This is a genomic window from Bacteriovorax sp. As-1, from assembly GCF_058446905.1.
The window spans coordinates 780,033-793,595 of the sequence record NZ_CP184341.1; the positions used below are offsets into that span (position 1 = coordinate 780,033).

The window sequence follows — 13,563 nt, forward strand, 5'->3', positions numbered from 1 at the left end:
TAAAATAGACATGTTATTATTGTTTTAAATAGGCATGTATTCCAAGGGAGTTCTCATTGAAAAATAAAACGATATTTAAGATATTGTTCCTGTCGTTGGTTTTATCTTCGTGTGGGTTGATCGAAAGATTCAAAACTCCTGAACAACCAACTGATGGCACTTCAACGTCAAGCACTGATGAACTCAACTCTGCTCCAGCGACAACTTCTTCTGCTGATGCAACAGATGACCTGTTCAGCAAAACAATGGAAGAAACAAGCGGGACACACACTGACAATCCATCAAACATTTCAGCTAACGATCCTGATCTAAAGTCACTTGAAGATGAATTCTCAGCTGACAGACCGGGTGAAACAGTTAAAGAATCACAAATTGCTCTAACTCCGGATAAATCACAAGAAACACACGTAGAAGTTTCAGAAGCTCTTCCTGAAATTAAGTCAGAACCAGAAGTTCCAGCTTACAGTGAAGCAGGGCAAGTGAAGTCTTATAAAGTTAAAAAAGGTGAAACGCTTATGCAAATCGCCTTCAAACTTTACGGCGATATCTCTAAGTGGAAAGAAATTAAAAACATGAACCCAGGTCTTGGCAACAACACTGCTCTTCGTGCCAACACAGAACTTAAGTACCGCGCACCAGAAGCTCCATTTGTCTGGAACCCAGCTGGCTCTCCATACTTAATTAAAACTGGTGAAACTCTAGGAACAATTTCAAACACTGTTTACTCTACTCCAAAAAAATGGAAATCAATTTGGGAAAACAATAAGCCGCTAATTAAAAACCCGAACGTTATTTATGCGGGGTTCACTCTGTATTACACAAATGGTGGAATGGCGAACTTTGTTCAGCCAAAAGCAGCTCAACCAAAGCAGGAAATTGCTGAAGAAGAAATTATTGTAGACCAGACATTAACTGCTGAAGCGCCAGCTCAAACAGTAGCAGCTGAGTCTCCAAAATCGACAGTACAATTCTCTGAAGAAGCTCAAACAGATGAAGCAGTTCAAACGCTTTCAGCTCCAAAAAGAGAGCTTGTTAAAACTGCAGTTGAAAAAATGTCAGCTCCAGAGGGTTCTGAAATTGACCTGATCAACAATGTATCGGTTCCACATGAGCAGGAAATCGCTCCGGATATCGACGAAGAAATTCAAACTCTTTAAAAACAAAAAAGCCCCTCTATGAGGGGCTTTTTTTTGCCAAATTAGCTGAAAAATCTGCTTAAAAATCCTTTTTTCTTTCTTTCGATGTTCTCCATCACATTCCCCTTCTCTAAAAGGTCGCGATGAAAATCAGAGGCCAGTTGAGAGTTTTCCAGAAGAGAATTGTATTCACTCACCGACATTAAACTCACCTGAGCGGCGTTGAGCTCTTCACATAAAGCGAAGGCAAATTGGTTGACGTTTTCCAGTGCTAAAAACGGCCCGATCATATTTGGTGGACACTTCACACCTTCTAAGTGTTCGCTTAAAAAACGCTCCTTGAAAAGCTTTTGTGCTCCTTCTTTTTCCAGAAGACCTTTCTCGTCTAAAAGATAAAGCATGAAGTAGTGTTCTTCCTGACCTTCTTCCGGGTAAGGGTTGAAGTTGTTATAGATCCCTACGATATATTCAATTTCTCTCATGAGAACACTCCAAAATCTACAATCACTGAGCCTTCCGGAGAAAGTTCGATTTCAATTTCGTTTGGATAGGTCTGAACGATAACGTTGATTTCATCGATAACTTTGTACACGACAAAATTTTTCGTCAGGCTCATTTTAATTTTTTTGCGGTAACTAGTCGGGTTGTAAAGTGAAAGGCGTCTCACCTCTTCAAACTTTAATTCATTGGCCGAACTTGGTCTCGTTCTCCAATAGAAATCTATTCCGTCTACATTTTGAATCGGCACGTGCACTAACGAAAAAGTCTCAACTAAAGTCTTCCAGAAATTCAGATAATCATTTTTATCCATTTCTTTGAAGCCTTCGCCTTCAATGAGAACCAGTCTTCCCTCGCCCAGAGCAATGTTCTGGATCTGAGTCTGGAAATGCACTTTTTCTACGTTTAAATTATTTTCTAAAAAGAACGTTTCAAAACGTTTTGCGAATTCATCCGAGAGACCCGAGCGGTTTAAAATCACGCGTCCACCGTTCATAAACGTTTTTAAAATATAATTAAAAATCGTGCGGTCCACATCGTGACCGTGGAAAAGATGAATGTGCTCCTGATAAGGAGTCTTATTTTCATGCAGCTTTAATGTGTCATTGGAAATGACCTTATAACTCCACCCGAATGAACCCTTTAAGTAAGGCCATAAGTGTAAATCGTTCCAGTTTTGGAAGAGTGAACTTACACCGTCAACTCTCTCATAAACTTTAAAAAACGACAGCGGCTGAAACATGTTGATGTCGTCGTGATCGTAAGCTGAACTTGCTAGCCTCGCCGGCAGATATGAATTGGCAACCAGGTCGTTGAGCTCTCTGGTTAATACTCCCTTTTTCAAGCGATGAGGAAGCAGAACTGATGACGGGATAATATCTTTTGCCAGGGCCTCATAAAGCTCGCCCGAGTAATCGACCGTTGAGATCGTTCCCGAAAGACGCTTTAAAAAATTCTCTGTTCCCGCTCCCAAAAAGGCCACATCAAGAGTCCCTTCAAAATTATTTTTGATAGATTCGCGGGCATTCGTTTCGTACAAATTCTGAATCGTTTTATTAAATTCAAACGACAGTGCACGCTCTTCGATAGGAGAAAGCGTTTCATCTGCCGATTTTTTTGTCTGAAGAAAACGGTGGAAAGCTTGTTCAAAAGTTTTTGATGAATCTTCAATAAAACTTCTATACTGCCCTTCCTTGAAATACCCTGAACGGATACCCCAGACGTCAGCATTGATGGTGGCCTGAGAAAAATACTGGCCAAGTTTTTTTACAAATCTATCGAAAGCTTCAAAAACTCTCGGATCAAAAAATGAATAAATTTTAACTAAATGATCGTCAGCGTCAATCACCCCGTAGGCCATATGCTCATTATTTAGCGCAATGCTCCTAGCTAGTAAGTGAGGTAGACCTCCGTTAGGCAGAAAAGGCGCAGGTGTCACTGGTAGAAAAAAGACCACCATTTTTCCCACTTCCTGGGCAATCTCAACTAATTTTTTTAAGTTTGTCTCTGGTCTGTGTTCTCCGAAATCAAATTGATCTCCGGTTTCCGAATGAAAAGACCAGTTAAGCGGAATAATAATTTTGGTTCCAGGAAACTCCTGAAGTTTAGTTTTCCATAGGGACGCCGACGTTTTCCAGTAGAAAAACCAGTTCTCTCCGGGAAAAACAGTGTCTTGGTCGCGCGGAACAGGGGTCGTGAGAGTCACTACTAACACCTCATGTCTTACAGTGTTAAGAGAAATTTGCTATAAATTCTCTCTATTTTTATTAAGAAAATTATACTCACTGAAAAGGCGGTTAAGCAATGTGGTTTTTTACGAGCGAAGAAAAAGAACTTCAATCTGTGTGCAGAGATTTTGCGAGCAAAGAACTTGCTCCATTTGCAGAGAAACACGATCACGATGAATCTTTCAATATCAATGCATTCAAGAAAATGGGCGAGCTCGGTGTTCTAGGAATTACAGCTGATCCAAAATACGGTGGGGCTGGCCTTGGGGCCACTGCTGCGACAATCGTTATGGAAGAATTTGGTAAGGCCTGTGCTGGCTCTACCCTGTCATACCTTGCGCACACTATTCTTTGCGTAAACAACATTCAAAACAACGCTTCTGAAGAACAAAAAGCAAAATACCTTCCAAAGCTTATCACAGGTGAGCACATCGGTTGTATGGGAATGAGTGAGCCGGAATTCGGTTCAGATGCTGTTGGTATCCAGACAAAAGCAAAAAAAGACGGCGATCACTATGTGATCAACGGAACAAAAATGTGGATCACAAACGCTCAGTACGCTGACGTGGCCTACGTGTACACAAGAACAGGTGAAGAAAGAAAAAACCTTTCAACATTCATCATCGAAAAAGGAACTCCGGGATTCCATGTTGGAAAACCAATCCACAAGATGGGAATGAGATCATCTCCAACAGGAGAGCTGGTTTTTGATAAAGCTAAAGTTCCAGCAACTCAATTGGTTGGAAAAGAAGGCGACTCAATTTATCACATGATGAAAAACCTGGACATTGAAAGAATCACTATCGCTGGTATCTCTCTGGGGATCGCTCAGGCGTGTGTTGATCAATGTGTGAAATACGCTCAGGAAAGAAAACAATTCGGAAAACAAATTGGTAACTTCCAACTGATCCAAAAAATGATCGCTGAAATGAAAGCAGAAACAGAAATGATGAGAGCTTTCCTCTACTCTATCTGTAAGCAGTACGATGCTGGAGAAAGAGGGCCGGTTAACGCTGCCATGGTTAAACTTCAACTACCAAAAATGGCAACTAAGATCGCTTTAGATGCTATCCAGCTTCACGGTGGATACGGTTACTCTCGCGAGTTCCCGCTTGAGCGCATGATGAGAGACAACAAGCTTAACGAAATCGGTGCTGGTACAAACGAAGTTATGATCATGATCATCGCTAAAAACATGCTTAAGGAATTGGATAAATAATGAACGAACTACAAGTAGAACTTAAATCACAACTAGAAAAATTCTGTCTGGCAAAGATCGAGCCTTTCATGGAGCACGATGATGAGACAGAAGAATTCCGCATGTCGATCTTCACTGATTTAGGTGAACTTGGATTTTGTGGGATGACTATTCCTGAAGCTTACGGTGGTGCTGGTTTAACTTACCAGGACTGCGCAGTCGCTTTAGAAGAAATCGCTAAATACTCTGTTCCCTACGCTGTGACTGTGTCAGTTTCGACGATGGTTCAATCAATCATCAACGACTTTGGAACTGAAAAGCAAAAGAGCACTTTCCTTCCGCCTCTAACTGCTGGCCAGGAAATTGGTGCTTTCTGTTTAAGTGAATCTGGTGCCGGTTCAGATGCAAGCTCGCTAAAAACAACAGCGAAAAAAGCAGACGGAGGCTATATTCTTAACGGGACAAAACTTTGGATCACTTCTGGTGGAATCGCTAAAACATACATCGTGATGGCAAGAACTGGAGGAGAAGGCAGTAAAGGTGTTTCTGCTTTCATCGTTAGAGATGGAACGCCAGGACTGTCGTTTGGTAAAAAAGAAAAGAAAATGGGATGGAGAACAAGTCCAACCCGCGAAGTTATTTTTGAAAACTGTTTTGTTCCTGAAGAAAATAGGCTTCTGCTGGAAGGCGAAGGCTTTAAAGTGGCCATGGCCGCTTTAGATAAAGGAAGAATCACGATTGGTTCAATCGGTGTTGGTCTTGCTCAAAGAGCGCTTGATGAGTCTGTAAAATACTCTTTAACTCGCCAGCAGTTCAACCAGCCTATCTTCGACTTCCAAGGACTGCAATTCATGATGGCAGACATGGCCTGTGAAACCGAAGCTTCAAGACTTTTAGTACAGGAAGCTGCAAGACTATACGACGAAGGAAGGCCAAACCAAAAGATCGCTTCATTTGCAAAACTAAAATCAACGGATACGGCAATGAAAGTGACAACAGACGCTGTTCAGATTTTAGGTGGTGTTGGTTATACCAGAGAATACCCGGTAGAGCGTTTCATGAGAGATGCTAAAGTTCTTCAGATTGTTGAAGGAACAAACCAGGTTCAGCGTGTCGTAATCGCAAGACAATTAAAGAAAGAATACACAACTCACTAGGGAAATATATGGCCGTTAAATTTCAATTTTATCCAGAGCGCCCTTACCTGTCTGAAGACCTGACTGCGAAAAAAGTTGATGCTTTTAAAAGCATCATCAATAACCCTCGCACGCAGTTCTTCTACACTTACACTCGCTCGGAGCTGGAGCTCTCTTCAAAGGCCGTCTTCCACAAGTTTAAGGACAGAAAGACTTTCGTTCATATTGGAATTGGCGGCTCAAGCCTTGGGCCGGAAATGTTAGTGAGTGCACTGGGAAAAAGTGAGACGAAGTTTATCTTCATCAACAACGTTGACCCGGAAGAAATCCACTCACAGCTTAAGCCTCTTCATGGTGCTGACCTAAAAGACTGCTTATTTTATTTTGTTTCTAAATCTGGCGGAACAGCTGAAACGATGGCGGCGATGGCGATTATTTCGCAATTGTTTGAGTCTCGTGGAATCAGGCCTTCTGAATACAAAAACTATTTTGTCTTTGCTACTGACCCGGTTAAGAGCGAGCTTCTCACTCTTGCCCGCGAATGGGACATCACCACTCTTGAAGTGCCAAGTGATGTCGGTGGACGCTTCAGCGCTCTGACACCTGTTGGTTTCCTCCCTGCTCTTTTTGCAGGTCTGGATATCAATCAGCTTATCCAGGGAGCAAAAGACGCTCAGGCCGAACTCCTGTCGACTGATGTAAAAAAGAATGAGCTGATTGCTGCTGCTGAATTTCTTTATGAATTAAAAACTAAAAAAGATATCTCTCAAACAGTTTTCATGCCGTACTCTTCAAAACTAAGAAATCTTTCTTTCTGGTTCACTCAATTGTGGGCAGAGAGTTTAGGAAAAAAGAAAAACAAACGCGGTGACGTGATCAATGTTGGATTCACTCCCATTGTTGCTTACGGGGCCACTGATCAACACTCTCAAGTTCAACTTTTTATGGAAGGCCCAAATGACAAGGCCTACATCATTGTTGAAGTTGAGAAGTTTGCTCATGACTTCCCTCTTCACTCAGTGCTCTCAACTAATAACCTTCAAAAGCTCTCAGGTTTTAAACTTTCAGATTTAATAAAAGCTGAGATGGAAGGGACAATTAAGGCCCTGCGCGAACAGGAAAGAGCTGTTCTGCACGTAAAAATCGCTAAAAATGACGAGTACCATCTTGCTCAACTGGTTCTTTTCTTCGAGAGCCTCACGGCGCTTATGGGAGATTACCTAATGATTGATCCTTTTGATCAACCAGGAGTTGAAGCTGGAAAGATCTACGCATTTGAATTTTTGAACCAGTTGTAAAAAGTTTGACCCTTAGTTAAAATTAAAAGCTAAGAAATCACTAATAGAAAAGGATCCTGTTCAATGAGTACTGATGACACAACCATTGTCTTAACCGACATTAGGGCCGCTTTACAAGCTTCGGAAAAAGAAGCACAACAAAAGCCCGCTGCTTTGCTCGTGGTTGGTGGTGATTTAAATGGAACGCTGTTTGATCTTATTGAATCAACAACAGGTGTAGGTAGAAACGCGGATAACTCTATCGCTTTAGAGTTTAACGGTGTTTCACGCTACCACTTCAAACTTCATGCTCAAGGGGACACTCACGTCCTTGAAGACAGTGGATCAAAAAACGGAACATATCTTAACAATAAAAAAGTTGAAGGCAATGCCACTCTTGCAAAGGGTGACATCATTAAGATCGGAAGTATCGCTCTTAAGTATCTTCCAAAGGGAGATCCTGAAAGACTGACATACGATAAACTTAACCTTGAAGCTAACACAGATAAACACACTGGTTGTTACAACAAAGGTTATTTCAACAACAGAATCACTCTTGAAGTAAACAAATCAAAAGTGACAGGTGATCCTCTATCGCTAATCATCTTCGATCTAGATCACTTTAAAAAACTTAACGACAACTTCGGCCACGATGCCGGAGACTACGTTTTAAAAGAAATGGCAGGCCTCATCCGTACAAACGGAATCAGAGAGCAGGACGTCTTCGCCCGTTACGGTGGAGAAGAGTTCGTTATTCTTTTACCAAAGACAAACTTAAAGCAGTCTTTTGAAATCGCTGAAAGATTAAGAAAGCTGATTGAAAACAAAGAATTTATGTACGACGGGAAACGACTTCCCGTAACCGCATCTATTGGAGTTGCAGATTACCGCCAAGGCGTAAACACCGGAACAGATCTCTTTAAGAGAGCTGATGAAGCTGTTTACAAATCTAAGGAAGGGGGCAGGAATCAGGTTCAATTCTATAGGGGCTAATGACATCAATAGATTCTAATCCTACCATTGAAATTCTGCCGGAACATATTATCGACCAGATTAAGGCCGGTGAAGTGCTCGAGCGCCCTGCTTCGCTTTTAAAAGAGTTGATTGAAAACTCTCTCGATGCCGGTTCAACTGAAATTCATCTGCATTTAATTGAAAATGGCATGGACCTCTTATCGATTGAAGATAACGGCCACGGAATGAGTTTCAAAAACCTTCCGTTTGCTTTTCTTCGCCACGCGACTTCGAAACTTAAAAGTTTTGAAGATATCTATCGTCTTCATAGTTTTGGTTTCCGTGGAGAGGCGCTCGCCTCAGTGGCAGCATCAGCGCGCCTGACTTGTACCACTCAGCCTAAAGACTTAAGTGCCGAAGGTGGAAAAATCATTATCAATGGTGGGGCCACAGAGCTTCTTATCCCTCAGCGCGCCAGCACCCAAGGGACTTCGATTTATATCAAAGACCTCTTTTTCAATACGCCGGCGAGACTTAAGTTCATTAAATCAAAAGTTAGTGAAAAGTCTGCGCTCAAAAAAATGATCTACTCTTTTGTTCTCTCTCACCCTCAAGTGACTTTCACTATTAAATGGGATGAAAAAGAAAAAGAGATCTTTAAGGCCGTTGAAGAAGACAACGATATCGAAAGAATCGCTCAGGTTTTTTTCTCAAGAAAAACTGAGACAAAAAACATCATTGCGGCCTCTCAAGAGTACGAAGGATATAAAGTTCAGGTGTATTTCACCAGAGAAACACATACGACTCCGCAGTACCGCCACCACTATCTTTTTGTGAACAAGCGCTTCTTCCAGGATAAATCATTGCATCAGGCAGTGCTAAGAAACCTGGATATCTTCTGGCGTTTTGGAGAAAGCGGTCACTACGTGATTGATATCCAGACCCCGCCTGAAGATATTGATGTCAACGTCCACCCAAATAAAACGCAGATCAAGTTTTTAAGATCAGACGTCGTCTACTCTCTTTTGGTGACTTCAATTAAGGCCGGAATTAAAACTCAGGCGATTGAAGCCCCACCTTCGTTGGGCCTTGATTTTTCAGGAAACTCTCCAGAAAGCACTCCTTCTTTTTTTTCGAAAGACGAAAATAGAAACTTTGACCTGATGAATTTTTCCAACACAAATGAGGAAAGCTCTGCTGACTATAGCCTCTTTAAGTCGGAGTCGCTGCTGACACCTCCCCCGCGCTTTCAGCGACTGTTAACTCAGTTTTTAATTGCTGATCAGGGAAAACCGACATTAGTCGATTTAAGAAAGCTTCTTTCATGTACTATTAGCGAAGAGCTTCAGCACTTTTCATTAAACGATGAATCAGCTGGGCCGCTTCTGATCAGTGAACCTTTTAAAATGCTCAAAGGAAAAGTCGATAAACACATTGAAGACTTAAAGGCCTTAGGTTTTGAATTCGACCGCCTGAATGCTGAGTATATTGTTTTAAGAACGATTCCCAAGTTTCTTCCACAAGTGCTTTTAAACTCTGTGGCCGAAGGGCTGATTAAGTATTACGAGCTTCCAAAAACTCAGAATTATGAGAAGGATTCATTTAAAAAGTTCTATCACGAATTTATCAACGACGATCTGCTGATGTCTGTTCCTGATAATTTTATTGAAAAATACCTCAATACTCCTCTATGCGCTGAGTTCTCTGTCGAGCTCTCGCATGAGCGTTTAAAAAGCTTGTTTAAAGCATGAATAAACTCATCATCGTCTCAGGGCCAACCGCTTCCGGGAAAACCAAAACAAGTATAGCTATCGCACAGAAAATCCAAAACGACCTTGGAAAAAAAGCGGCCGTGGTTAATTTTGATTCTCTGCTTTTTTATAAAGAGATTTCTATCGGTACGGCCAAGCCAACTAAAGCTGAGCAGGCCGGTATCGAACACCATATGGTTGACATCGAATCCATCAAAAGCCCGATGAATGCCGCCCAATTTATTAAAATTGGAGAAAAGCTCATTTTAGATTTGATGAAAGAAAATAAGGTCATCATTCTCGTTGGGGGAAGCGCCTTTTACCTGCGCGCTCTTTTAAAGGGAATGTATGAATCTCCCACTCCTTCTCAGGAAATAAAAGACAAACTAGATGGGTGGTATAAAGCAGAAGGGATCGCTCCTTTTATTGAATACCTTAAAATTCACGACCCGCAGTCTCTGGTGAATCTGCACTCCAACGACCACTACCGTCTAATGAGAGCAGTTGAACATTTTGAAGTGACGGGAAATAAAATCTCTGACCAAAAAAAAGAATTAGACGAACAAAACCCTTACGACTTTTCTCAAATCGCTCATCCCTGGGATATTCTGCATATTTATCTCGATCTTCCTAAAGATGAACATTTCCAGGTGATCACAAAACGCACGGAAGAGATGTTTGTTCAGGGATTAATGGAGGAGATCGAAGGTCTTGCCCGCGCTGGTTTTAGCCTGGAAGAAAAGCCCCTCGCCTCTATCGGCTACAAAGAGGCCATTGAGCTTCGCCGGGGTCTTTTTGCCACAGAAAAAGAATGTATCGAGCGCATTTCTATCTCGACTCGTCAGCTGGCCAAAAGCCAGAGAACATTTTTCAATAAGATAACGCCAAAAGAAAGTTTTAATCCGCTCCATGATCAGGGTATGATAATGGATAGAGTGGAAACATTTATAAAGGAAGAAAAATGAACCTCGAAACAAAGCGCCTGAAAATTATCATCATTTCCGATGGAACAGGAGAAACTGCAACAGCGATTTCCCGTGCAGTTATGGCCCAGTTTAAAGAGCGTGAAGTTTTTTTTACCCGTTATAAAAACATCCGCACCACTGAACAAATCGACGCTATTTTTAATGAAGCGGCCGTTCACCACGATCTGATTATCCATACGATTGTTTCTGGAAAACTTCGCGAATACATCGCCGAGCTTTCGCGCACTACACGAGTGCGCACACTGGATCTAATTGGACCGGCCCTAACCGCTTTTTCTAACTACTTTAACCAGGAACCAATGAGTGAACCTGGACTTCTTCACGCCGTCAATGACGAGTACTACAAGCGTGTTGAAGCGATGGAGTTTACTCTCAACCATGACGATGGAAGAAACCTTGCGTCTCTTCACTTAGCAGACGTTATCCTCGTCGGTGTTTCAAGAACTTCAAAAACTCCACTTTCTGTTTACCTTTCTCAGCACGGAATTAAAGTTGTCAATATTCCGATGATCAAAGACCAGCCTTTGCCGACCGAACTCTTTGAAGTCGACCAGAGAAAAATCTTTGCTCTGACTATTGATCCTGAGTCCTTAAGAGAAATCAGAAAGAATCGCCTGCAACGCCTGGGAGCTGAAAAGCACCAAGGTGACTATGCTGAACATAATAAAATTGTAGAAGAAGTCGAGTGGGCCAATAGAATCTTTAAAGAAAACAAGCGCTGGCCGGTCTTCAACGTGACCGATAAGGCCCTTGAAGAGACGGCAGCGGATATCATGAAACTTTTAAGTATGAGAAAAAATAATATCTTTAAGCAGACAAAGAAAGAAGAGTCTAACGAATAGTCCTACAGGTACTCGCACAGGTCGATTGATTGATCTTCGCGCTTAATCGTGATTTCAATTTTGCGCTCAATCTCTTCACCTGTCTTCTTGAAGAAAAGCTCATAAGTCGCAGGCGCCACCTTTCCGTACTCATCAAGATTTAACGGGAAAGCTACACCGAAGTCTTCGTTCATCGGAACTGGACTCACGCGTTTTTCACCGTAAATATCAAAGCGCACTTCACCGGCAACAGCACAATCTTTTGATGTATGAACATACCCATAAGGGATGCTTGGCATTTCAGGAATTTCTTCCTCCACCGAAGTGTTGTTGGCAAGATTTAATTCTTTAATAAAATGTTTTTTGCCATCAATCTGCACGCGAAGAACAAATGGTCTTCCAACTGGCACTTGAATGGAGTTTAATAAATCTACTGATTGTGCCTGGCCATCAACAAAAACCTGCATCTTCTGCTTATCAAAATGACTTAACGTCATCTTCGCCACACCTTCTGCCTGTGCAGTAGGAGTGATGTCGTTTGCTGGTTGACGAACTGGTTTCTCGGCGTTTGGATTCTTAACCGGCTCCACAACTGCCACGTGTTCTGGTTCTGCAAAGAAACTTACGTAGTAGTAATAAGCACCACCCAATAAGAATGCGATCAAGGCCGCATAAGTAATTGGAGATGTCTTTTGTGCTTTGGTCGATGTCTTTCTTGTATCTGTTTTGTTTTCGCCTTTTAGAATCTTAGTCCCTTCTTTGCTGACTTTTGACTTCGTCCCTGTCCCCTGTTTCAGGTTGGTCATGGTACTGTCATTAATATCAGCAATCCTTCTCGACATTGTATTGTCGTCACCGGATAAGGTCTTATCTTTTGGCGTCACTGAAGTTTTCTTTACAGTGATAGTATTTCTTTTCTTAATCGCAGCTTGGTCTTCAAAACCAAAGTCCAGGACTGCCTCTTTCTTAATCGCCGGAGAATCTGATCCGCCATTAACTCCTACAACTGGAGCAGCTGATCCACCACGTTCTTGCTCTCTTCTTAGATCATCAAGATAAGGCTTGATATCAATCTTACCGTATTCGAACATTTTCTCGCGGTCTCTCTTAATTTCCTCTCTGAAAAGCTCCTGAGCGAAATAAGATAAGTCTGTCGCGTTGAAGTCCGGGTATTTTGCATACAAGAACTTCATTAGCGCGCGGTTCATCTGATCAAGGTTTTCAAAACGCTTCGAACGGTTCTTGCTTAATGCTTTAAGGACGATTTCATCCAGTTCTTTTGGAACGTTCGGGTTGATTGAAGAAGGAACTGGAATTTTACATTCCTGAATCTTCTTTAGTACTGCAAGATCGTTGTTTTCTTTGAACAACTTTCTCGAGCACAGCATTTCCCAAAGTGTAATCCCAAGAGCGAACTGGTCATAACGAGGGTCAAGCTCTAGTCCTTCAAGGTATTCAGGTGCCAGGTAAGAAAGCTTACCTTTAATTGTCCCTGCTTGAGTCGACTCAGAATTTGTTTGTGATTTAGCGATACCGAAGTCGATAATCTTAACCGCACCATCATACGTAAGCATGATGTTGTGTGGAGAGATATCACGGTGAATGATATTCGCTTCCTGTCCGGTTAATTTATCTCTGAACGTGTGAGCATAATAAAGTCCCTGACACGCTTGCGAGATAATATAAGTTGAAATTTCAACCGGGAAAACGAACTTGCGTTCTTTTAACTTGTCTAAGTATTCTTTTAAGTTTCGGCCATCACAGTACTCCATGGCAACGAAAAGTTGCCCTTTGTTCATACCGTAATCGTAAGTTTGAATAACGTTCGGGTGAAGAAGACCAAAGGTAACTTTGATCTCATCCATAAACATGGTTTTGAAAGCTTCATCCTTAGAAAACTGCGGCTGCACCATCTTAATGGCAACAACTTTGTCCGCCTGCTCACCTAAAAAGCGGGCACGACAAATTTTTGCCATACCGCCATCCACCAAGTGGTCTAGGATAAGATAGCGTCCGAATCGATCGCGTTTTGCTAATTCTGACATTTTTTAAAGCTCCCGATACCTTATATCGGAAGAT

General features: G+C 41.9%; 11 protein-coding genes. 8 read left to right on the forward strand and 3 right to left on the reverse strand.

The genetic code is table 11. From position 1 onward, the window contains the following. The first annotated feature begins 56 nt into the window (after window positions 1–56). Complete coding sequence (locus ACN20O_RS03900; protein ID WP_491637397.1) at window positions 57–1,157, forward strand: LysM peptidoglycan-binding domain-containing protein; 1,101 nt, start codon at window positions 57–59, stop codon at window positions 1,155–1,157. A 41-nt stretch (window positions 1,158–1,198) separates the two neighbouring features. On the opposite strand, the gene ACN20O_RS03905 is transcribed toward ACN20O_RS03900, so the two are convergent. After that, entirely contained in the window at window positions 1,199–1,618 is a 420-nt protein-coding gene (locus ACN20O_RS03905; protein ID WP_102244596.1) for a hypothetical protein, read from the reverse strand. Next, window positions 1,615–3,339, reverse strand: coding sequence for a hypothetical protein (locus ACN20O_RS03910; protein ID WP_491637399.1), 1,725 nt, complete (start codon window positions 3,337–3,339; stop codon window positions 1,615–1,617). The genes ACN20O_RS03905 and ACN20O_RS03910 overlap by 4 nt, the downstream gene beginning before the upstream one ends. 98 nt (window positions 3,340–3,437) lie before the next feature. On the opposite strand from ACN20O_RS03910, the gene ACN20O_RS03915 reads away from it, so the two are divergent. The 7 genes from ACN20O_RS03915 to ACN20O_RS03945 all read left to right on the forward strand — a co-directional run bounded on the left by ACN20O_RS03915 (window position 3,438) and on the right by ACN20O_RS03945 (window position 11,505). After that, the gene (locus ACN20O_RS03915) at window positions 3,438–4,580 is read left to right on the forward strand and encodes an acyl-CoA dehydrogenase family protein (protein WP_491637401.1); all 1,143 of its coding nucleotides are present in this window, start codon (window positions 3,438–3,440) and stop codon (window positions 4,578–4,580) included. Then, window positions 4,580–5,716, forward strand: coding sequence for an acyl-CoA dehydrogenase family protein (locus tag ACN20O_RS03920; protein WP_102244599.1), 1,137 nt, complete (start codon window positions 4,580–4,582; stop codon window positions 5,714–5,716). The genes ACN20O_RS03915 and ACN20O_RS03920 overlap by 1 nt, the downstream gene beginning before the upstream one ends. Window positions 5,717–5,724: 8 nt before the next feature. Beyond that, window positions 5,725–6,993, forward strand: coding sequence for a phosphoglucose isomerase-related protein (locus tag ACN20O_RS03925; RefSeq protein WP_491637403.1), 1,269 nt, complete (start codon window positions 5,725–5,727; stop codon window positions 6,991–6,993). A gap of 63 nt (window positions 6,994–7,056) precedes the next feature. After that, on the forward strand, window positions 7,057–7,965 hold the full coding sequence (locus tag ACN20O_RS03930; RefSeq protein WP_491637405.1) for a diguanylate cyclase: 909 nt from the start codon (window positions 7,057–7,059) through the stop codon (window positions 7,963–7,965). Then, the gene (gene mutL / locus ACN20O_RS03935; protein WP_491637407.1) at window positions 7,965–9,677 is read left to right on the forward strand and encodes a DNA mismatch repair endonuclease MutL; all 1,713 of its coding nucleotides are present in this window, start codon (window positions 7,965–7,967) and stop codon (window positions 9,675–9,677) included. Before ACN20O_RS03930 ends, mutL begins: the two co-directional genes overlap by 1 nt. Then, complete coding sequence (gene miaA, locus ACN20O_RS03940; RefSeq protein ID WP_491637409.1) at window positions 9,674–10,642, forward strand: tRNA (adenosine(37)-N6)-dimethylallyltransferase MiaA; 969 nt, start codon at window positions 9,674–9,676, stop codon at window positions 10,640–10,642. The genes mutL and miaA overlap by 4 nt, the downstream gene beginning before the upstream one ends. Beyond that, the gene (locus ACN20O_RS03945; RefSeq protein ID WP_102244604.1) at window positions 10,639–11,505 is read left to right on the forward strand and encodes a pyruvate, water dikinase regulatory protein; all 867 of its coding nucleotides are present in this window, start codon (window positions 10,639–10,641) and stop codon (window positions 11,503–11,505) included. Before miaA ends, ACN20O_RS03945 begins: the two co-directional genes overlap by 4 nt. 2 nt (window positions 11,506–11,507) lie before the next feature. On the opposite strand, the gene ACN20O_RS03950 is transcribed toward ACN20O_RS03945, so the two are convergent. Then, the gene (locus ACN20O_RS03950; RefSeq protein WP_491637411.1) at window positions 11,508–13,529 is read right to left on the reverse strand and encodes a serine/threonine protein kinase; all 2,022 of its coding nucleotides are present in this window, start codon (window positions 13,527–13,529) and stop codon (window positions 11,508–11,510) included. Between the last annotated feature and the right edge of the window lie 34 nt (window positions 13,530–13,563).